This window comes from Geobacillus sp. 46C-IIa, assembly GCF_014679505.1.
Taxonomy (GTDB): domain Bacteria; phylum Bacillota; class Bacilli; order Bacillales; family Anoxybacillaceae; genus Geobacillus.
Genome location: NZ_CP061474.1, coordinates 3,550,118 through 3,571,645 on the forward strand (window position 1 = coordinate 3,550,118; position 21,528 = coordinate 3,571,645).

The window sequence follows — 21,528 nt, forward strand, 5'->3', positions numbered from 1 at the left end:
CGAAAAAACGGGCCGCTGAAGAGGCGCGAGCGAAGGCGGCTGAACTGCGTCGGCAGCGCGAGGCGTCGGCGTCAGGAGGGGCGTCGGGCGACGACCTCGAGGCGGCGAAGAGAAAAGCGGCGGAAGAGGCGCGAGCGAAGGCGGCTGAACTGCGTCGGCAGCGTGAGGCGTCGGGAGGGGCGTCGGGCGACGACCTCGAGGCGGCGAAGAGAAAAGCGGCGGAAGAGGCGCGAGCGAAGGCGGCTGAACTGCGTCGGCAGCGTGAGGCGTCGGGAGGGGCGTCGGGCGACGACCTCGAGGCGGCGAAGAGAAAAGCGGCGGAAGAGGCGCGAGCGAAGGCGGCGGAACTGCGTCGGCAGCGTGAGGCGTCGGGAGGGGCGTCGGGCGACGACCTCGAAGCGGCGAAGAGAAAAGCGGCGGAAGAGGCGCGAGCGAAGGCGGCGGAACTGCGTCGGCAGCGCGAGGCGTCGGCGTCAGGAGGGGCGTCGGGCGACGACCTCGAGGCGGCGAAGAGAAAAGCGGCGGAAGAAGCGCGGGCGAAGGCGGCGGAACTGCGTCGGCAGCGTGAGGCGTCGGCGTCGGGAGGGGCGTCGGGCGACGACCTCGAGGCGGCGAAGAGAAAAGCGGCGGAAGAAGCGCGAGCGAAGGCGGCGGAACTGCGTCGGCAGCGTGAGGCGTCGGCGTCGGGAGGGGCGTCGGGCGACGACCTCGAGGCGGCGAAGAGAAAAGCGGCGGAAGAAGCGCGAGCGAAGGCGGCGGAACTGCGTCGGCAGCGCGAGGCGTCGGCGTCGGGAGGGGCGTCGGGCGACGATCTCGAGGCGGCGAAAAGAAAAGCGGCGGAAGAAGCGCGAGCGAAGGCGGCGGAACTGCGTCGGCAGCGCGAGGCGTCGGCGTCGGGAGGGGCGTCGGAAGATGACCTCGAGTTAGCGAAGAAAAAGGCTGCCGCGGCGGCTAAGGCGAAGGCTGAGGCGTTGGCTAAACAAAAGGCAGCTGAAGCGGCGGGAAGCGACGACGAGCTGGCGAAGCAAAAAGCGGCAGCGGCCGCGAAGGCGAAAGCTGCGGCCGCGGCGAAGGCGCGGGCTGCCGCCATGGCGAAGCAGCAAGGCGGCGCCGCCGATGATGACGCGGCGAAACAGAAGGCAGCGGCCGCGGCGAAGGCAAAAGCAGCAGCCGCCGCCCGGGCGAAGGCGAAAGCCGCTGGCGCCGACGGCGGAACGGAACCGCCGTCTTCTCCGTCGCCGAACGATCCACTGCTGCAAAAATATGTCCGCGTCATTGAGGAACATCTCGGGCCGGATGTGCTCGAAGACGCCTATATCAACCGGCTGGCGAAAGATGTGCCGACGCTTGTTGTCAGCAAAGCAGCGTACTACAAGGTGGCCGAGTTTTTGAAACACAATGAGCAGCTCCGGTTTGATTATTTGTCTGAGCTGCACGGAACCGATTTTCAAACGCATATGGAAGTGTACGTCCACTTGTATTCGTATCCGAACCGGCAGCCGGTGGCGCTCAAAGTGAAAATCGAGCGCGACAACCCGGAAGTCGATTCGCTCGTCCCGCTTTGGCCAGGGGCGAACTGGCCGGAATGCGAAGCGTACGATTTGCTTGGCATCCGATTCCGCGGCCACCCGAACTTAATCCGCATCTTCCTAGGGGAGCAATGGGTCGGGCATCCGCTGCGCAAAGATTACGAGCCGTATGATGCGGAGGTGTAAACGATGCTGCGCACAGAAGAGATGATTTTAAACGTCGGCCCCCAGCACCCGAGCACGCACGGGGTGTTTCGCCTCATTTTAACAATTGACGGTGAAATCATCCAAGAGGCGACGCCGGTCATCGGCTACTTGCACCGCGGGACGGAGAAAATCGCCGAAGGGCTGCAATATACGCAAATCATCCCGTACACCGACCGGATGGACTATTTGTCAGCGATGACGAACAACTATGTGCTTTGCCATGCGGTCGAAACGATGATGGGCATTGAAGTGCCGGAGCGGGCCGAATATTTGCGCGTTCTCGCCATGGAGCTTGGGCGGATCGCCAGCCATCTCGTCTGGTGGGGGACGTACTTGCTTGACCTCGGCGCGACGAGTCCGTTTTTGTACGCGTTCCGCGAGCGGGAAATGATTATTAATCTATTAAATGAGCTGTCTGGAGCGCGGCTGACGTTCAACTATATGCGCATTGGCGGCGTCAAGTGGGATGCGCCGGACGGCTGGATCGACAAAGTGAAACAGTTTGTCCCGTACATGCGGGAAAAACTCGCCGGCTACCATGACCTTGTCACCGGCAACGAGATTTTCCGCGAACGCGTCACCGGTGTCGGGCGGTATACGAAAGAAGAGGCGATCAGCTATTCGTTAAGCGGGGTCAACTTGCGGTCGACCGGCGTCAAATGGGATTTGCGCAAAGATGAGCCGTATTCGATCTATGACCGGTTTGATTTCGATGTGCCGGTGCGCGAGGGCGGCGACTGTCTTGCTCGCTACGAATGCCGGATGGCGGAAATTGAACAGTCGCTTCGCATTATTGAACAGGCGTGCGAACAGTTTCCGGCCGACGGGCCGATCATGGGAAAAGTGCCGCGCATCATCAAAGCGCCGCCCGGCGAGACGTTTGTCCGCATCGAAGCGCCGCGCGGCGAGATCGGCTGCTATATTGCGAGCGACGGCAAAAAAGAGCCGTACCGTCTCAAATTCCGGCGCCCATCGTTTTACAACTTGCAAATACTCCCGAAGCTGCTGAAAGGAGAAAATTTGGCCAACGTCATCGCCATTCTCGGATCGATTGACATTGTGCTCGGGGAGGTCGACGGATAATGGAACAATGGCTCGAATCGGCGCCAAGCTGGACGAATGTCGCCGTCTTTTTCGGGCTCGGGGCGCTTTTGCTGGCGGTCGTGCTCGGGTTCGTCACATACGGCATTTTAGCGGAACGGAAAGTGATGGGATTTATGCAAGGGCGCATCGGCCCGAACCAAGTCGGCGGCCGCCTTGGATTGCTCCAAACGGTCGCTGACGTATTGAAGCTGCTGTTGAAGGAAGATACGATTCCGAAAGCGGCTGACCGACCGCTGTACGTGCTGGCGCCGATCATCGCCTTTACGCCGTCATTTATGGTGCTGGCGGTGCTGCCGTTTACCGACGCGTTCCGGTTTGCTGATATCGGTGTGGGCCTGCTGTACTATATTGCGGTTTCCGGCTTAACGACGATCGGCGTTGTCGCCGGCGGCTGGGCATCGAACAACAAATACGCCCTGCTTGGCGGCATGCGCGCGGCAGCGCAAATGATTTCGTACGAAATTCCGCTCGTCATGTCAGCGCTCGGCGTCGTGCTCTTAGCCGGAAGCATGAACTTAGTCGACATTGTCAACGCACAACAAGACATATGGTTCATTTTTGCCCAGCCGCTTGCGTTTTTGATTTTCCTTGTCGCTGCGGTGGCTGAATTGAACCGGACGCCATTTGACTTGCCGGAGGCGGAGTCCGAGCTTGTCGCCGGATTTCACGTCGAATATTCCGGATTCCGCTGGGCGTTCTTTATGCTCGCCGAGTATGTGTATTTGTTTGCGATGGCGGCCTTGACGACGATTTTGTTTTTGGGCGGCTGGCACCCGGTTGCGTTTCTTGGCTGGATTCCCGGCGCAGTCTGGTTTGCGCTCAAGTTTTGCGCCATCGTCTTTGTCCTCATCTGGTTTCGCGCGACGTTCCCGCGCGTGCGCGCTGATCAGCTGATGGAGTTTGCTTGGAAAGTGCTGCTCCCGCTTTCGCTCGTCAACATCGTGTTGACGGCCGTGATAAAATCGTTGTTCTTCTAGAAGAAACGAGGCGCCCGCCTGGCTGGGAGGCGGCCGCTATCCATAAGCAAGGCTTCTTTATTCAAGGAAAGAGGCCGTGCCGGAACGTCATTTTTCCCACGAGAGGGGTTGGACGGATGATCGGGTTAGTGAAAGGATTAGCGTATACGTTAAAAGAGTTGACGCGCGAAAAGGTGACGTACGATTACCCGCACGAGCCGCTCCCGCTCCCGGACCGGTTTCGCGGCATCCAAAAGTTTTATCCGGAAAAATGCATCGTCTGCAATCAATGCATGAACATTTGTCCGACGGAATGCATCCAGCTGACCGGGAAAAAACATCCCGATCCGACGAAAAAAGGGAAAGTGATTGAGACGTACAACATTAACTTTGAAATTTGCATTTTATGCGATTTATGCACGGAAGTCTGTCCGACGGAAGCGATTGTCATGACGAACAACTTCGAACTCGCTGAATACAGCCGCGATGCCCTCTACAAAGATTTGACTTGGCTCGATGAAAATGACACGAACGTAAGAAGGGAGAATAAGCCGTGAGCGGAACTGACATTGCTTTTTTCCTGCTCGCCCTTGCGGCCATTGCCGGCGGGGTGACGATGCTTCAACTGACGAATGTCGTTCACATGGTCATCGCCCTCGTCATGACGTTTTTAGGCATCGCCGGGCTGTACGTCCTTCTTTCCGCCGAGTTTGTCGCCGTTGTTCAAGTGCTTATTTATTCCGGAGCCATCACGATCATTATGCTGTTTGCGATCATGCTGACGCGTCATCACGCCGACGACAAGGAGCGTCAAACGACAGGCGGCGTTTGGCATAAAGCGGTTGCCGCCATCTCTGTCCTCGCCTTTGGCCTTGCCGTTTACTTCGGCATCCGCCGCCTCGATTTCGGCGCCGATGGCAGCGCGCTTCCGGCTGATAACGTGAGGGAGATCGGCAAATGGTTGTATTCGTATTATACGATCCCGTTTGAAATCGTGTCCGTCATTTTGCTTGTCGCCTTGATCGGGGCGATTGTGCTGGCGAGAAAAAGACGGCAAGGAGGCGGAAGACGAATGACATTATCGGCTTATTTGGCGTTGGCGCTCATCTTGTTTTGCATCGGGCTGTACGGGGCGCTCACGAAGCGAAATACGGTCATTGTCCTCATTTGTATCGAACTGATGTTAAATGCGGTCAACATCAATTTCGTCGCTTTTGCCAAATATGGCGCCCATCCCGGCGTTCACGGGCACGTGTTCGCGCTGTTTGCGATCGCCGTAGCGGCAGCGGAGGCGGCTGTCGGCTTGGCAACGCTCATCGCCTTTTATCGCAACCGCAAAACGGTTCAAGTCGATGAAGCCAACTCATTGGAAACATTAGAAAAGGGGATGGGGAAAGATGATGAACCTGGCTTGGGTTGTGCCGCTGTTCCCGCTTTGTTCGTTTGCTTTGCTGCTGTTGTTCGGGCGGAAATGGAAGAAAGCGAGCGCCTATGTCGGCATCGCTGCCACGCTGCTGTCGTTGCTTGCGGCGCTCGGCGTATTAGCCGGCCGCTTTGGCGGAGCGACGCATGAAGCGAACTGGACATGGATGCAGATCGGTGACGTCACGTTGACGGTCGGGTTTTCCGTTACAGCGTTAAACGCATGGATGCTCGTCGTCGTCGCTTTTGTCAGCTGGCTCGTCCACATTTATTCGCAAGGCTATATGGCCGGGGATGAGCGGTTTTCGACGTTTTATGCGTATTTAGGGTTGTTTACCTTTGCCATGCTTGGGCTTGTGCTGTCGCCGAACTTGCTGCAGGCGTACATCTTTTGGGAGCTCGTCGGGCTCGGGTCGTTTTTGCTGATCGGGTTTTACTTCTACAAAGAAGAAGCAAAAGCGGCCGCGAAAAAGGCGTTTATTATGACGCGCATCGGCGATGTCGGCTTTTTTATCGGCATGCTGCTCTTGTTTTGGCAGACGAAAAGCTTTGATTATGACGACATTTTCCGCGCCGTTGGCGATGGCACGCTGTCGCCCGGCATGACGACATTGACGGCCATCCTCATTTTCATCGGCGCCATCGGCAAGTCCGGGCAGTTCCCGCTCCATACGTGGCTCCCGGATGCGATGGAAGGTCCGACACCCGTGTCGGCGCTCATCCACGCCGCGACGATGGTGGCGGCCGGGGTGTACCTCGTAGCGGCGCTGTTCCCGCTCTATGAGGCAAGCGAGGCTGCTATGATGACCGTGGCGGTGATCGGCGGGGTGACGGCGATTTTCGCCGCGACGATCGGCTTGGTGCAGACGGACATTAAACGTGTCCTCGCCTATTCGACGATCAGCCAGCTCGGCTATATGATGCTTGCGCTCGGCTCGGGCAGCTATGTCGCCGCCATCTTCCATTTAACGACGCACGCCTTTTTCAAAGCGTTGCTCTTTTGGCCGCCGGCAGCGTCATTCACGCTGTCCATACGCAAAACATTGAGGAAATGGGCGGGCTTTGGCGGCGGATGCCGTGGACCGCGCCGCTGTTTCTTGTCGGGGCGCTGTCGATCAGCGGGGTTCCGCTGTTTGCCGGCTTTTTCAGCAAGGATGAAATTTTGGCCGCCGCTTGGATGAACGGGTCGGTCGAGCTCTTTTGGCTGGCGGTCGCCGCGGCGCTGTTGACGTCATTTTACATGTTCCGGCTCTTTTTCCTCGTTTTCGCCGGTGAGGCGCGCCATCGCCATGATGGAGACGCTCATGAAGCGCCGATGTCGATGGTCGGGCCGATGGTCGTGCTCGGCGTACTATCGGTCGCTGCCGGGTACATTCAAACCCCTTGGTTTGGCTCGTTTCTCGGCGAGTGGCTGACCGACGGGACGTACCATCATGAAGCGGCGCCAGGATGGATCGCTGTTGTGGCGACGATCGTGTCGCTTGCGGGAATTCTCCTTGCCTGGCTCATGTACGGAAAGCGGACCGTGCCGCGCGACTGGTTGTCCGCGCGTGCGCCGCACGGGTACGAATTGTTGCGCCGCCACTATTACATTGACGACCTTTACCGGTGGACCGTTGTGGCGCTGGTGTCATTCATTAGCCGCCTGTTGGCGTATGTCGACCGTTACCTTGTCGAGGGGCTCGTTCGGCTTGTCACCGGAACGGTGAGCGCGGCCGCTTCCGCCGGATCGCGCGGGCAAAACGGGCAAGCGCAGACGTACGGGGCGGTGACGGTGGCTGGATTGGCCATTTTGGTCGTCATCTTTGCGTTGACAGGGGGGACTGGCTATGAGCTTTTGTCGCTGCTCGTCTTTTCGCCGTTGTTAGGCATCGTTTTGCTGGCGTTTGTCCGCCGAACGGATGCGAAAACGATTCAATGGCTCGGGACGGCTGCCACCGTGCCGCCATTATTGCTGGCGTTGTTCGCGTTCATTCAGGCGGGGCGCGGCTTTCGCCTTGAGCAGCTCGATGAAGCGTATGATTGGGTGCGGCTTGCTGACCTCCCGTTTTTCACGGACGCGGCGTATGTGATCCGCTATGAACTCAGCATTGACGGGCTGTCGCTTCTATTTATCGTCTTGACCGCCGTGCTCGGGACATTGGCTGCTGTCGCGTCCTTGCTTGTCAAAGTGGAGAAAAAAGGGTATTTTATGTGGCTGCTCGCGCTGGAGATCGGCATGCTGGGCGTGTTTGCCGCCGCCAATTTCATCTGGTTTTTCCTCTTCTTAGAGGTGACGCTTGTTGCGATGTTTTTGCTCGTCGGCAAATGGGGCGGCTTTGACGTTGGAAGTCCGGCACTGGCTGCTTGGCGGGTTGCTGTTGGCGTTTGCCTTCAAGCTGCCGACTGTGCCGCTTCATCGCTGGCTCATCCGCGTTCACGTGGAAGCGCCACCGCCGGTCGTGATGCTTCACGCCGGGGTATTGCTGAAAATCGCGGCATACGGGATGATTCGCTTTGGGATCGGCTTGTTTCCGGATGAATTTCGCACGTTCGCCGGTGTCATCGCCGTGCTCGGGGTCGTCAACATCCTATACGGCGCGCTGTTGGCGCTTCGGCAGCGCGAGTTGAAACATGTGTTGGCCTATTCGAGCGTATCGCATATGGGGGTCGTGCTCGTCGGCCTTGGCGCGCTCAATGAAGCCGGCATTCAAGGGGCGGTGTTCCAGTCGGTCGCCCACGGACTTATCGCCGCCTTGTCGTTTTTACTCGTCGGCGTTCTCGCCAACCGGATCGGTACGACCGACATTCAACGCCTTGGCGGACTGGCGAAAGCGATGCCGCTTTTTTCCGGGTATTTGTTAACGGCGGCGCTCGCCCTGCTCGGCTTGCCGGGGCTCGCTGGATTTGTCGGCGAATTTACCGCTTTCCTTGGACTGTTTGAAACGAAGCCGGCCCTTGCAGCGGCCGGGGCACTTGGGTTGATTTTCGCGGCTGTTTACTCGCTGCGAGCCATTCTTGACATCACATTCGGCCGCGCCCGCGAGCGATATGAATCGTCGTTAAGTCTGCGCGGGCTGCAAGAGTCTGCGGCGAGTTTCAGTGAACCGCGAGGGACCGTTATTGATTTGCAAGCGAAAGAAGCCGTGCCGGCGTTCATCCTCGTCGCCTTGATCGTGGCGGTCGGCGTGTATCCGCAGCTATTGGCTGGACCGCTTGCTGCCGTGTTAGAGACGATGATGAACGGGTTAGGGGGTTGATCGACATGAACGATGTATGGCAAGCGAATTGGAGCATGATGGCACCCGAATGGATCGTCCTCGCGGCGGCGGTTGTGCTGCTGTTGGTTGATTTGGCCATGCCGAAGGAGCGAAGCCGCCGGCCGCTCGCTTGGGGCGCCGCCGCTGGCGCGGTGCTCGCGCTCATCGCGACGGCGATGATGATTCCAGCCGAGCCGGTTTCGATTTTGCATGATACGTTCCGATTGGATGGGTTTGCGAAAGCGTTCAAGCTCATCCTATTAGCTGGCGGGGCGCTCGCGCTTCTTCTTGTCGCTGAGTGGGAGCCGAAAGAAGGGAGCCGCTACCGCGGGGAATTTGCCTATATGATGCTGTTTGCGTTGCTTGGAGCGATGATGACGGCATCCAGCGGCGATTTGCTGGCCTTGTTCGTCAGCATTGAGCTGTTGACCGTATCGTCGTACATTTTGGCCGGCTTGCGCAAAACTGCCACATCGTCGAACGAGGCCGCGCTGAAATACGTCATTAACGGCGGCATTGCCACCGCCATCATGCTGTTTGGCATGAGTTACGTGTTCGGCTTGACCGGGACGACGAATCTCGGCGATATCGCGCGCCAGCTGCAAGAGACGAACGAGCCGTACATGCTTGGTTTAGCCTTCCTTCTTTTGCTGATTGGCGTTTCGTTCAAGCTCGCGACCGTCCCGTTCCATATGTGGGCGCCGGACGTGTACGAAGGAGCGCCCGTTCCGGCGACGGCGTTTTTTTCCGTCGTGTCGAAAACGGCCGGTTTTGTTCTTCTCCTCCGCCTGTTTGTGACGATTTTTGCCGCCGCGCCGGCAGAAGGCCGAGATCCGTCGTCGCTCTTGTTATCGATGCAGCCGGTGATTACCGTGCTGGCCGGGCTGACGATGATCATCGGCAACGTTGTGGCGCTAAGGCAGCGGAGCTTAAAGCGACTGCTCGCCTACTCAAGCATCGCCCATGCCGGCTATTTGCTCGCCGGGTTTGCCGCGATGTCGTGGGCGATGATCGATTCGCTTTGGATCTACTTGCTGGCTTATGTGTTTATGAACATCGGGGCGTTTGCCATCGTGGCGCATATCGTGAACGAAACCGGCTCCGATGACTTAGCCGGGCTCGCCGGCTTATACCGGCACCGCCCGCTGTTGGCTGCAGCGCTCGGGCTGTTTTTGCTCTCGCTCGCCGGCATTCCAGGGACCGCCGGATTTATCGCCAAGCTTTATTTGTTCATCGGCCTTGTCGTCACCGAGCCGGGCCATTACGTGCTCGCTGCGGTGATGGCGGTAACGACTGTCATCTCGTACGTCTACTATTTCAACTTGCTCGTCCAGCTCTTTTTCCGCCCGGCTTCCCTCGCGCCATTGCGGCGTTTGCCGGCCGGGCTGTCGACCGCCGTGGTCCTTTGCGCGCTTGGGACGTTGGCGATCGGTTGGGCGCCGGGGCTTGCGTACGATGTGCTCGCCCAGTTCGGCCACTTTGGCGATTTTTTGCCGTAGCGGTACAATAAGGGGAGAGGAAACGCCTCTCCCCTTTTTGGTTGGACGGAGATCTCCCCAGCCTCTTCACCTAAGCAGGGATGGTAACCGTACACAAATCAGGGGGAGGCGGACGATCCATGAAGTTTGCAGGAAAGAGGTGAGGATGAGGATGATGCCGATCGTTGGCCAACACGCGTTAATTTCCATTATCGTTCATTTGGCGTTTATCGCCGTGACATGGTGGACGCTGCAAGCCGTGCGGATTGATGTATTGCTGAAGCCGAACCGCGTCGTCCAAGGGTGGCTTTTGTACATTTTGCTCACGATTGCCATCGGTTCGACCGTCGCGAACTTTTTCCTTGACTATTGGGCGTGGTCGACCGATTTGCCGTACTTGTTCCGCGAGTAGGGGGATGAGGCGCGCCAAAGGAAGCAAGCACATTCAAGCGGGGGCGGAGCGGCATCGCCCCATCCCTCTCTCGCTCGGTGATGCTTCTGCCCCGCTGGCGGTCTTGACCACTGATGCCCGCGATCGACGGTCGACACATTTTGACGCTCGGCCTTCCATCCTCCTTCCACCATGCGCCCGGCCATGGACGCCTTTTGCCCGAGTGAGCAGCGTTGCCTGCTCGCTTTTTTTTTATACATGAAAACGATTTCAAAAATACCTCGTTGTCGATTTTTTTGACGTATGTTCCCTTGTCTGGTGGCAACAATAACAACTAAGGAGAGGAAGGGAACGGAGATGAGAAAGATGACAAAAACCGGATGAAATGGCTGACGGCGCTTGTGCTCACGAGCCTGTTTTTGGCCGCATGGCACTATCGGACGGAAGGCGCGCGGGGAGACGAATGGTCGAGACCGTTGGAAACGATGGCGCACACATTAACAAAGCACGGTGCTTCGCTCGGCCGCTGGGTCATTTACACAAGAGAGTATACCCAGGATGTTCAAAATGATACGGACTTTTTCAAAAAAATGGCCGAATTGAAACAAACGTATCGTTCGTTTCGCTGGTCGTTCGACAAAACGAGTCATTGGCAAAAAGCGATCGGCACAAACGAACACCCCTTCTTTCAAGAAGAAATTCAGCTCGTGATGACCGTCACAAACGGGACGCCGCAAACGTATATCCTCTATGAAGCAACCGGCCCAACATGGAGCCAACCTAGGTGGAAAGAAGCAGCACAACACATCCAGACAAAGACGAACGGATTATTTGTGAACGATCCTACATTTTATGCTTGTATTGAAGGCGAGTTCAATGATAATATGAAAGGTGGTTTGTTCGACCAAGCCTCTCAGTTGCTGCGAGACTTTCAAGCGACGCCTGTCGAGTGGTTGCGGGAAGAGTCATTCGTCTCCCTGTCTGCATATACTGGGCAGTGGAAGAACGTTCTCCCGGCCGCCAATCACCAGCCGATCAACATTCAACTCGCCTTGAGAGAAAGATTGGGCGGCAAGACGCGCGTCGTTGTTGGAACCCCAATCATTACCATTGAATATTAATATAGAGAAATTGGACGCGGAGGGGAATACCTTGGAAAAGATCATCGTCCGTGGCGGAAACCGGTTGAGCGGCACCGTCAAAGTGGAAGGCGCAAAAAATGCCGTTTTGCCCGTCATCGCTGCCACCTTATTAGCGACTAAAGGAACAAGTACGATTCATGATGTGCCTGCTCTTTCCGATGTATATACAATCAGTGAAGTGCTCCGCTATTTAGGCGCCGATGTGCGCATCGCCGGCAATGCCGTGATGGTCGATGCCACCGGTCCGTTAACGGTGGAAGCGCCGTTTGAGTACGTCCGGAAAATGCGCGCTTCCGTGCTCGTGATGGGGCCGCTGTTGGCGCGCAACGGCCGGGCCCGCGTTGCGCTGCCGGGCGGTTGCGCCATTGGTTCGCGCCCGATTGATCAACATTTAAAAGGCTTTGAAGCGATGGGCGCCTCCGTGAAAGTCGGCAACGGCTTTATAGATGCAGAAGTGAACGGCCGTCTCCGCGGCGCGAAAGTGTATTTGGACTTCCCGAGCGTCGGAGCGACAGAAAATATTATGATGGCGGCTGTGCTCGCTGAAGGCACGACCGTGATTGAAAACTGCGCCAAAGAGCCGGAAATCGTTGATTTGGCGAACTTTTTGAACGCGATGGGCGCGAAAATACGCGGCGCCGGCACCGGAACGATCCGCATCGAAGGGGTCGACGAGCTTGTCGGCACGGCGCATACGGTCATCCCGGACCGCATCGAAGCCGGCACGTTTATGGTCGCAGCAGCCATCACCGGCGGCAATGTCCTCGTGCAAGGAGCGGTTCCCGAACATTTGAGCTCGCTCATTGCCAAGTTGGAAGAAATGGGTGTGACGGTCATTGAAGAGGAAAACGGCGTGCGTGTCATCGGACCGGAAACGTTGAAAGCAGTCGACATCAAAACGATGCCATACCCGGGGTTTCCGACCGACATGCAATCGCAAATGATGGCTCTCTTGTTAAAAGCCGAAGGCACAAGCATGATCACCGAGACGGTATTTGAAAATCGCTTCATGCATGTGGAAGAATTCCGCCGGATGAACGCGGATATTAAAATTGAAGGGCGCTCCGTCATTATTAACGGCCCGTGCCAGCTGCAAGGCGCCGAAGTGGCGGCCACCGATTTGCGCGCCGCTGCCGCTTTGATTTTGGCCGGCCTCGCAGCGGACGGCTATACGCGCGTGACTGAGTTGCGCCATCTTGACCGCGGCTATGTCCGCTTCCATGAAAAATTGGCTGCGCTTGGGGCCGACATTGAACGCGTCCGCGAAGAAACGGAACAACTCGACCAAGTTGAAGCGATCGAATGGAACGGATAATGGCGAAAAAACGACCGTGAACTACCGTTGGTAGGGAATGGTCGTTTTTTTATCCTCGTCTGCGCCCCCACTGGCTGGTGAACGTCAGCTCCCACGTTGCCGAGAGGAGAGTACAGCCTTCCGCTTTCCGCTGCAAGAGCACCCCCTCTAAAGGGTTGGTGATTTAGCATAAAATACCGCTAGTCCCGGCTGTTTCTTGATTCGAAAAACCATGTGGAACCAGCTTTCTTTTTTTTACGAAATGCCGCTGATTTGCTCGCGACAGCCGTTTTTCACCGGCCTTCTAAAGACGGGATGAAACACGAAAGAAAACTGTCATATATACTTGTCCGAGCCCATAACTATAGTAACGAACCGAAGCCATGCAGGCATTGATTCGTGATGTCCGCTTGTGCTTGAAAAATGCATATTGGGGGCTCGGCTATGGTGAAACGACTGAAACCAGTCATCGTACTCGCACTATGCCTGTTTGTCGCCATTCTCGTCATTCCGGCGGCACTCGTTTTACCTTTTACGACGGGAAGGTGGCCAAATTGGCGGAACAACTGCACAAGCAAGAACAAATCCAACGTTCGCAGGCAGCCGAAGGGCCGTCCGTTGAGGTGGCGGTCTACCGAAGCAAAGAGCAGCGCGTCGAAAAAATACCCCTCGAGCAATATGTCATTGGCGTTGTGGCGGCGGAAATGCCGGCTGAGTTTGAATTGGAGGCGTTAAAGGCACAAGCGCTGACGGCAAGAACGTACATCGTCAAACAGCTGCTCGCCAACCAGCCGTTTCGCCTGCCGGAAGGCGCAAACGTGACGGATACGGTGACACATCAAGTGTATTACAGCGATGAGGAGTTGCGAAAGTTATGGGGAAGCGACTACGACTGGAAAATGAAAAAAATTACGAAAGCGGTTCTTGATACGCGCGGACAAATTTTAACGTATCACAACGAACCGATCGAAGCGCTCTTTTTTTCAACAAGCAATGGTTATACCGAAAACTCAGAGGCATATTGGCAAAACGAGTTTCCGTATTTAAAAAGCGTCGCCAGCCCATGGGACAAACAATCACCAAAGTTTTACCAGCGAAAAACGATGACGGTGGCGGAATTTGAGCGTCGTCTTGGGGTGGAGCTGTCTGCTGACGGTTCGGTCGGCGTTATTTTATCGCGTACGCCCGGCCGCCGTGTCGGTGAGGTGAAAGTCGGCGGCAAGACACTCACCGGCCGCGAGGTGCGTGAACGGCTCGGCTTGCCGTCAACTGACTTTACATGGGTGCGCAAAGGCGATGAAATCATCATCACGACAAAAGGTTACGGACATGGTGTCGGCATGAGCCAATATGGCGCCAACTTTATGGCGAAAGAAGGGAAAACGTACGCCGACATCGTCAAACATTATTACCGCGGCGTCCGCATCTCCTCAGCGACCGCTTTTTGAACAAGTTGACAGTGAAAAAATAACGGAGCGTCCGCTCCGATTTTTTTTTGCATAAAACGAGGCGGAACGGCAAAAAATAAGCAAAAAAAAATTGTGTGCGGCGTGTATATCTTTGCCTCTTTCTGTTCAAAATGGTTGCTGAGGTGATGAACATGAGAGAGGAACAAAAACAACCGTCGCTGAAGCGTTTCTTTCGCAAACGTTGGGTATTTCCGGCTATTTATCTATCTTGTGCGGCATTGATTGTCGCCGGCGCGCTTTGGTTCCAAGCGGGCAAACAGGAGAACGCGGGCGAAAACGACGTAGCGAAAAACGGCACCGCCCAGCAAGAAAACCCAGCGATCCCGGTCAATGAAACGGTCGAAAACATTGCGATGCCTGTGCTCGATCCGAACGCGGTGCAAGTGAAAACCCCGTTCTATGACGAAAACGCATCGGAACAAGAACAGGAAGCAGCCCTCGTCTTTTATGATCATACGTACCATCCGAACCAAGGCATCGACCTTGTGCGCCAGGACGGCAAAACGTTTGACGTCACTGCATCGTTAAGCGGCACGGTGACGAAAGCGGAAAAAGACCCGATTTTAGGCTACGTTGTGGAAATCAACCATGAACAAGGGGTCACGACCGTCTATCAATCGCTGGCTGATGTGAAAGTGGAAGCAGGCGATACGGTGAAACAAGGCGAAGTGATCGGCAAGGCGGGGCAAAGCGAATTTAACAAAGAAGCCGGCATCCACGTCCACTTTGAAATTCGCAAAGACGGCAAGCCGGTGAATCCGATCGACTATGTCGACAAACCATTGACCGCATTGACCGACAAAGCGGGAGATGACGCAGGAACCAATCATACCAACGTAAGCGAAGAGAAGGAAACGACGCCAAGCGACGAAACAGCGCCGACCGAAGACCATCCGGCGAACGAAACTGAACAAACGCCGGCTGATGACAACACAACGGCGCCAAGCAACAACAGCCAAGACCAAAATCAAGACACGTCTTCCTACAAAACGCCAGATGCCTCGATCGGCATGGCGAGAGCGTAACGAACAAAGCGCTTCATGGAGGGAACGAACGACAGGAAAAAGGCCCGTCCGTTTGCCAAGGCAAACAGCGGGCTTTTTCCATTTTATTGAAGGTGAAAGAAAAAGTGGTTTCCAATGCGCCGCGTGAGCCGATATAATGATAGAAAACGGGTGTGAGGCGGGGTGACTAGCAAATGAAAATCGATGAGATCGACCGCAAAATTCTTGAAATGTTGATTGAAGATGGCCGCATGTCGTATGTCGACATCGGCAAACGACTGAATCTCTCCCGCGTCGCCGTCCGCGAACGGGTGAACCAGCTCGTCAAGCATGGCATTATCGAAAAATTTACTGTCGTCATCAACTCGGAGAAGTTCGGCAAACAAGTGTCGGCGTTTTTCGAGGTCGACTGCGAGCCGGCGTATTTGGTCGAAGTGGCGCAAAAGCTGGCGGAGAATCCGAATGTGGCGAGTTGCTACCAAATGACCGGCCCGAGCACGCTCCACATGCACGTGCTTGTCGAAGACTTCACCGCCCTCGAGAAATTCATCAACAACGAGCTATACGCGCTCGAAGGCATTACGAGAGTGGAAAGCCATATTTTGCTGCGCCGCTTCAAAAGCCGGACGGGGTTGAAGTTATAGCCGGCTGAAGCGGAACGAGAAAGCATTGTCCAACGCCCTGTAAAAGGGCGTTTTTTTGTTTAACTAAAAAAATTCATTTTTTTTAGAGAATTAAGTAGAAAAATGATTCGAATTCCTATATAATCATAAAAAACGAAATAGAAATTAACTTTGTTAAACAATCATTCAATTTTCATTAACAAATGTATATAAAATTCTCTTTTATACCAACAACAGAAAAGGGGTGAACAGGGTGGCAGGAATGATTGTCAGAAGATTTTTCAGCTTGTCTTGTTGCTCATCGGTATCTCGTTTCTCGTGTTTACGAGCATGTACATCGCTCCAGGAGACCCGGCAGCGATCATTGCCGGCCCGACCGCGTCGCAAGCAGACATTGACGCCATCCGCGACGATTTAGGGCTCAACGACCCGTTTCTCGTTCAGTATGGCCGTTACATGAACGGGCTGCTTCACGGTGATCTCGGGTACTCATATCAGACGAAACAGCCGGTGTGGGACGCGATCGCAACGAGGTTTCCGAACACGCTGAAACTCGCTATCGCCAGCATTATTGTCGCCGTGATCATCGGCGTGGTGGCCGGCATTATCTCCGCCATCCGGCAAAATTCATGGTTTGATGTTTCCAGCACCGTTTTTGCCTTGGCGGGGATTTCGATCCCGAACTTTTGGCTTGGCACTGTGCTCATTTTAATCTTTGCCGTCAACTTGCAGTTGCTGCCAGTCGGTGGGTTGGATGCCCCGTTTTATACGGCAGAAGGATTGAAGCAGCTCGTGCTGCCGGCTATTACGCTCGGGACCGGATCGGCGGCGATGATCGCGAGGATGAGCCGCTCATCCATGCTTGAGGTCATCCGGGCCGACTTTATCCGGACGGCGCGGGCGAAAGGGTTGCGGGAACGGACGGTCATTTGGGTGCACGCCTTGCGCAATGCAATGATTCCGGTCATCACCGTCATCGGCTTGAACTTTGGCTTTTTGCTCGGCGGCACGATCATTACCGAGCAAGTTTTCGCCATTAACGGTGTCGGCCGTCTGATGGTGCAGGCCATCGCCGCTAGGGATTTCCCGATGGTGCAAGGTTCTGTCTTGCTTGTCGCTACGTTGTTTGTCTTAGTCAACTTGATTGTTGACATCATCTATACGTTTATTGATCCGCGCATCAGCTACGATTAAATAAAGGATAGAGAGGGGGAAAACCGATGGAAACCGGTGCAGCGGTGAACACAGGCCATGCGACAGCCGGCCTTGGGCGCAAAAAGGAAAAAATGTATGTCACCACGATCAAGCGGCTGCTGAAAAACCGATTAGCGGTCGTAGGGCTTCTCATTATCGCCATTCAAGTGCTGATGGCCATCTTTGCCCCGTGGCTGGCCACCCATGACCCGGTGAAGCAAAACTTGGCAGCTGCCGAACTGCCCGCTTTTTCCGACGGCCACTGGCTTGGAACCGATAACTACGGGCGGGACATTTGGAGCCGCATCGTATATGGCGCCCGCATTTCTCTCGTTGTCGGCATCGTTTCCGTCAGCTTGGGGCTGATCGGCGGGGTGGCGCTCGGGTTGTTGGCGGGGTATTACAAAAAGCTTGATGGACTGATCATGCGAATTGTCGATTTGCTGTTTGCGTTCCCGGGCATTTTGCTTGCGATGCTCATCATCGCGATTTTAGGCACAGGTCTAATCAATGTAGCGATCGCCATTAGCATTTGGTCGATCCCGACATGTGCCCGCATCGTCCGCGGCAGCGTCTTGTCGGTGAAAAACCGCGAGTACATTTTGGCGATGAAAGCGCTCGGGGCCAGCAACGCCCGCATCATCATCAAACATATTTTGCCAAACTGCCTGGCGCCGATTATCGTTTTTGCGACGATGCGCATGGCCACCGCCATTTTATCGACCGCCTCGCTCAGCTATTTAGGGTTGGGCGCCCAGCCGCCGACGCCGGAGTGGGGGGCGATGATCGCCGCCGGACAGGCGTTTATGTGGACATCGCCGCACATGACGATCGTCCCGGGCATCGCCATTATGCTTGTCGTCTTTGCTTTTAACGTCGTTGGCGACGGGCTGCGCGATGCGCTTGATCCGAATATGGAGATCAATTAATCAACTTATCATTTGGGGGGAAAACGAGTGAAAACGAAGTATTGGTCTTACCTGTTGCTTGCTCTCGTGCTCGCTGTTTCTACGGCATTGGCCGGGTGCGGAGGCAAATCAGCCTCCAATCATGCATCATCCGGTTCGCAAGGAAAAGGAAACGTCGCTCAGGAGCTGACATATGCGACGACATCCGATGTGGTTGGCCTTTCGCCAATTTTAACGAACGACTCTGTTTCGTCGGCAGTCATCGAGCAAGTATATGAAACGTTGTTCGTCCGCGACCCGGAGACGATGGAAATCAAGCCGCATTTGGCGGAATCGTATGAAAATCCGGATGACAAAACATGGGTCATCAAACTGAAACAAGGCATTAAGTTCCACGACGGCACCGATTTTAACGCCGAAGCAGTCAAATATACGTTTGATAAACTGCGAGACCCGAAAACAGCAGCACCGCGGGCTTCGCTGCTTGAGCCGGTTGAATCGGTCGAAGTGAAAGACGACTATACCGTTGTGATCAAAACAAAATATCCGTATGGTCCGATGCTTGCTGCCCTGTCGCATACGAACGCCTCAATCGTCAGCCCGACGGCCGATCAAAAACAAGATTTAATGAAACAGCCAGTTGGCACCGGCCCGTTTAAATTTGTCGAATGGGTGCCAGGCGATCATGTGACGTTAGAGAAAAATGACGATTATTGGCAAGGAGCGCCGAAATTAGAGAAAGTGACGTTCAAAGTCGTTCCGGAAGTGACGACCGCCATTTCGATGCTGCAAACTGGTGATGTGCAGTTTATCGACAGCGTACCGGCTGAACAGCTTTCTCGCATTGAAGCGATGAAAAATGTTCAGTTCATCAAAAAGAAGGCACACCGGTCTACTATTTAGGGTTTAACATGAAAAAGAAACCAATGAATGAACTCGCCTTCCGCCAAGCCGTTTCGTATGCGATCAACAAAGAGGAATACATCCAACAGTTAAAAGGCCTCGGCGTGAAATCAAACAGCGTCATCGGCCCGAAAGTGTTCGGCTATGACGAGTCGTCGGAAAACGTCGCTTACAGCTACGATCCGGAAAAAGCAAAACAGCTTATTGAAGAGAATGGCTATAAAGGGACGACTGTGAAAATACTTGTCGCCAACACGGCAAGCTATATGAAAATGGCGGAGATCGTCCAAGCCCAATTGAAAGAAGTCGGCCTTAACGCCGAAATTGAATCGATGGAATGGGGAACGTTCCTTGATGCGACAAAACAAGGGAAATACGATATTACATTCCTCGGTTGGACAAACAGCACGGCTGATGGCAGCGAGCTGTTTTACCCGAACTTCCATTCAAAGAATGCAGGGGCAACGAACCGTATATTCTACAACAACCCGGCCTTCGACAAACTGGTGGAAGAATCGAGAATGGCGATTGATCCGGCAGTGCGTAAGCAAAAATTAAAAGAAGCGAACGAATTCTTGTTGAAAGACGCAGCTGTTGTCGTGATGAACCATGGCGTTGTCACGGCGGCCGTCGATCAATCGGTGAAAGGATTGGAGATCGATCCGACAGGACAATGGTCGCTCTATCACGTTCATAGAGAGTAGGGGATAGCATGACTGAGACATTGTTGCGTGTCGAGAACCTTGTCACGACCTTCAGCACAGCGGAAGGGAAACTTTCCGCTGTGCGGGGGGTTTCTTTTTCCGTCCGCAAAGGGGAGACGCTTTGCATTGTCGGCGAATCAGGGTGTGGGAAAAGCATCACCTCGCTGTCGATCATGGGCTTGCTTCCGAGCAACGGTGCGGTAGAGAGCGGGTCGATTGAGTTTGCCGGCCGCGATTTGACGAAACTGTCGAAAGAGGAGTTGCGCCGCATTCGCGGAAACGAAATGTCGATGATTTTTCAAGAGCCGATGACGGCGCTTAACCCGGTTTTCACGATCGGTTATCAACTTCGCGAACCGCTCATGCTCCATCAAAAGTTGTCGAAACAGGAAGCGCACGAGCGAGGCATTGAGCTGCTCAAGCAAGTTGGCATTCCGTTTCCGGAAAAGCGGATGAAACAATACCCGCATGAGCTAAGCGGCGGGATGAGGCAGCGCGTCATGATCGCTATGGCGCTTGCCTGCCATCCGAGCCTGCTCATCGCCGATGAGCCGACGACGGCCCTTGATGTGACGATTCAGGCGCAAATTCTCGACTTGATGAACGAGCTAAAGCAAAAATTGAACATGGCCGTCATTTTAATCACCCACGATATGGGGGTTGTCGCCGAAATGGCCGACCGGGTGATGGTCATGTACGCCGGGGAGAAAGTGGAGGAAGGCGATGTCGAAAGCATTTTCGCCAATCCGCGCCACCCGTATACAAAAGGGCTGCTGCAATCCGTGCCGAGCGTTGATGACGAAGAGTATTCACTCGAACCGATTCCAGGCACGCTGCCGAGTTTAAACGAACAAATTGACGGCTGCCGGTTCCACCCGCGCTGCCCGTTTGCGACTGATCAATGCCGGACGGCACCGCCGCCGGAGAGAACGATCCGCGCCAGCCATTCCGTCCGCTGCTGGTTAGAAGAGGGGTCCACAACGATGAGCGAGTCAAAGCAGCCACTTCTTAAGTTGGAAAGCGTGAAAAGTATTACCCGATCAGGGAGGACTGTTGCGGCGCGTCCAAGGCTACGTAAAAGCGGTCGAGAACGTTTCCCTTGACGTGTTTGCCGGAGAGAGCATCGGCATCGTCGGCGAATCGGGCTGTGGAAAATCGACCCTCGGCCGGACGATTCTTGGTTTAGAAGAAGCAACGGGCGGATCGATCCTTTTCCAAGGCGAAGAAATCAGCCGCTTGCCGGAACGGCAGCGCAAACGGTGGAAAAAAGAAATGCAGATGGTATTCCAAGATCCGTACGCCTCGCTGAACCCCCGTCAACGCATCGGCCACGCGCTCGAGGAAGCGTTTGTCATCCATACGGACATGACAAAGGCCGAGCGCGAGGAGCGCGTGTTGCAGCTGCTCCAAGAAGTTGGACTCCGTCCGGAACATTACGACCGCTATCCGCATGAATTCAGCGGCGGGCAGCGGCAGCGGATTGGCATCGCCCGGGCGATTGCCTTGAATCCATCGCTTGTCATTTGCGATGAGGCCGTCTCCGCGCTGGACGTATCTGTCCAAGCACAAATCATTAAGCTACTAAAAGACATTCAAGAAAAACATGAGCTGACGTATTTATTCATCTCCCACGATTTAGGGGGTCGTGCGCCATTTTTGCAACCGGGTGCTCGTCATGTATTTAGGCCATGCCGTCGAGCTCGCACCGTCGCGGGAATTGTACGCCAATCCGCTGCACCCGTATACAAAGGCGTTATTGTCCGCCATTCCGCGGCCGAAGCCGGGCGCTAGGCGGGAGCGTATCCGTCTTGAAGGCGACTTGCCGAACCCAGCCAATCCGCCGAAAGGCTGCCCGTTCCATACGCGCTGCCCGGTGGCGACCGAACGATGCAAACAAGAACGGCCGGAGTGGAAAGAAGCGGCTCCGGGTCATTTTGTTGCTTGCCATGAAGTGAAGTGAG

General features: G+C 55.3%; 15 protein-coding genes and 6 pseudogenes. All 21 read left to right on the top strand.

The window, feature by feature from the left end; translation table 11 throughout:
- Positions 1 to 347: 347 nt before the first annotated feature.
- The 21 genes and pseudogenes from IC803_RS17875 to IC803_RS18440 all read left to right on the top strand — a co-directional run bounded on the left by IC803_RS17875 (position 348) and on the right by IC803_RS18440 (position 21,527).
- The gene (locus IC803_RS17875) at positions 348 to 1,715 is read left to right on the top strand and encodes an NADH-quinone oxidoreductase subunit C (protein ID WP_370543809.1); all 1,368 of its coding nucleotides are present in this window, start codon (positions 348 to 350) and stop codon (positions 1,713 to 1,715) included.
- A 3-nt stretch (positions 1,716 to 1,718) separates the two neighbouring features.
- Complete coding sequence (locus IC803_RS17880; RefSeq protein WP_081207859.1) at positions 1,719 to 2,819, top strand: NADH-quinone oxidoreductase subunit D; 1,101 nt, start codon at positions 1,719 to 1,721, stop codon at positions 2,817 to 2,819.
- Complete coding sequence (nuoH, locus tag IC803_RS17885; protein WP_081207858.1) at positions 2,816 to 3,817, top strand: NADH-quinone oxidoreductase subunit NuoH; 1,002 nt, start codon at positions 2,816 to 2,818, stop codon at positions 3,815 to 3,817. Before IC803_RS17880 ends, nuoH begins: the two co-directional genes overlap by 4 nt.
- Before the next feature lie 116 nt (positions 3,818 to 3,933).
- Positions 3,934 to 4,353: an NADH-quinone oxidoreductase subunit NuoI gene (gene nuoI, locus IC803_RS17890; protein WP_063167204.1), complete on the top strand. Its 420-nt coding sequence runs from the start codon at positions 3,934 to 3,936 to the stop codon at positions 4,351 to 4,353.
- Positions 4,350 to 4,856: pseudogene (locus tag IC803_RS17895) on the top strand (NADH-quinone oxidoreductase subunit J); the annotation flags it as partial. The gene nuoI and the pseudogene IC803_RS17895, both read left to right, overlap by 4 nt.
- A 12-nt stretch (positions 4,857 to 4,868) precedes the next feature.
- Positions 4,869 to 5,168: pseudogene (gene nuoK / locus IC803_RS17900) on the top strand (NADH-quinone oxidoreductase subunit NuoK); the annotation flags it as partial.
- A gap of 28 nt (positions 5,169 to 5,196) precedes the next feature.
- Positions 5,197 to 6,389 (top strand): annotated as a pseudogene (gene nuoL / locus IC803_RS18420) (NADH-quinone oxidoreductase subunit L); the annotation flags it as partial.
- 666 nt (positions 6,390 to 7,055) lie between these two features.
- Positions 7,056 to 8,457 (top strand): annotated as a pseudogene (locus tag IC803_RS17910) (NADH-quinone oxidoreductase subunit M).
- 5 nt (positions 8,458 to 8,462) lie between these two features.
- Positions 8,463 to 9,956 carry an NADH-quinone oxidoreductase subunit NuoN gene (gene nuoN, locus IC803_RS17915; RefSeq protein WP_081207853.1) on the top strand — a complete coding sequence of 498 codons (1,494 nt, stop codon included), beginning with the start codon at positions 8,463 to 8,465 and terminating at the stop codon, positions 9,954 to 9,956.
- A gap of 151 nt (positions 9,957 to 10,107) precedes the next feature.
- Positions 10,108 to 10,347, top strand: a complete 240-nt coding sequence (locus IC803_RS17920) for a DUF1146 family protein (RefSeq protein WP_081207852.1) — start codon at positions 10,108 to 10,110, stop codon at positions 10,345 to 10,347.
- 359 nt (positions 10,348 to 10,706) lie between these two features.
- Positions 10,707 to 11,447 carry a YwmB family TATA-box binding protein gene (locus IC803_RS17925; RefSeq protein WP_190304234.1) on the top strand — a complete coding sequence of 247 codons (741 nt, stop codon included), beginning with the start codon at positions 10,707 to 10,709 and terminating at the stop codon, positions 11,445 to 11,447.
- 31 nt (positions 11,448 to 11,478) lie between these two features.
- Positions 11,479 to 12,783 carry a UDP-N-acetylglucosamine 1-carboxyvinyltransferase gene (gene murA / locus IC803_RS17930; RefSeq protein WP_063167210.1) on the top strand — a complete coding sequence of 435 codons (1,305 nt, stop codon included), beginning with the start codon at positions 11,479 to 11,481 and terminating at the stop codon, positions 12,781 to 12,783.
- Positions 12,784 to 13,206: 423 nt separating this feature from the next.
- Positions 13,207 to 14,233, top strand: a pseudogene (gene spoIID / locus IC803_RS17935) (stage II sporulation protein D).
- A 129-nt stretch (positions 14,234 to 14,362) separates the two neighbouring features.
- The gene (locus tag IC803_RS17940; RefSeq protein ID WP_081207849.1) at positions 14,363 to 15,256 is read left to right on the top strand and encodes a stage II sporulation protein SpoIIQ; all 894 of its coding nucleotides are present in this window, start codon (positions 14,363 to 14,365) and stop codon (positions 15,254 to 15,256) included.
- Between the two features lie 173 nt (positions 15,257 to 15,429).
- A complete protein-coding gene (locus tag IC803_RS17945; RefSeq protein WP_063167213.1) occupies positions 15,430 to 15,879 on the top strand; it encodes an Lrp/AsnC family transcriptional regulator in 450 nt (149 codons plus the stop codon).
- A 309-nt stretch (positions 15,880 to 16,188) separates the two neighbouring features.
- The gene (locus tag IC803_RS17950; protein ID WP_370543810.1) at positions 16,189 to 17,052 is read left to right on the top strand and encodes an ABC transporter permease; all 864 of its coding nucleotides are present in this window, start codon (positions 16,189 to 16,191) and stop codon (positions 17,050 to 17,052) included.
- 26 nt (positions 17,053 to 17,078) lie between these two features.
- Positions 17,079 to 17,981 (top strand): ABC transporter permease, encoded by a 903-nt coding sequence (locus tag IC803_RS17955; RefSeq protein WP_081207848.1) that lies wholly within the window; start codon positions 17,079 to 17,081, stop codon positions 17,979 to 17,981.
- A 27-nt stretch (positions 17,982 to 18,008) separates the two neighbouring features.
- Positions 18,009 to 19,567: pseudogene (locus tag IC803_RS17960) on the top strand (glutathione ABC transporter substrate-binding protein).
- 8 nt (positions 19,568 to 19,575) lie between these two features.
- Positions 19,576 to 20,670, top strand: a complete 1,095-nt coding sequence (locus IC803_RS17965; RefSeq protein ID WP_190304235.1) for an ABC transporter ATP-binding protein — start codon at positions 19,576 to 19,578, stop codon at positions 20,668 to 20,670.
- Positions 20,621 to 21,358 (top strand): ATP-binding cassette domain-containing protein, encoded by a 738-nt coding sequence (locus IC803_RS17970; protein ID WP_305040857.1) that lies wholly within the window; start codon positions 20,621 to 20,623, stop codon positions 21,356 to 21,358. Before IC803_RS17965 ends, IC803_RS17970 begins: the two co-directional genes overlap by 50 nt.
- Positions 21,243 to 21,527, top strand: a complete 285-nt coding sequence (locus IC803_RS18440; protein WP_305040858.1) for an oligopeptide/dipeptide ABC transporter ATP-binding protein — start codon at positions 21,243 to 21,245, stop codon at positions 21,525 to 21,527. The genes IC803_RS17970 and IC803_RS18440 overlap by 116 nt, the downstream gene beginning before the upstream one ends.
- Position 21,528 lies beyond the last annotated feature (1 nt).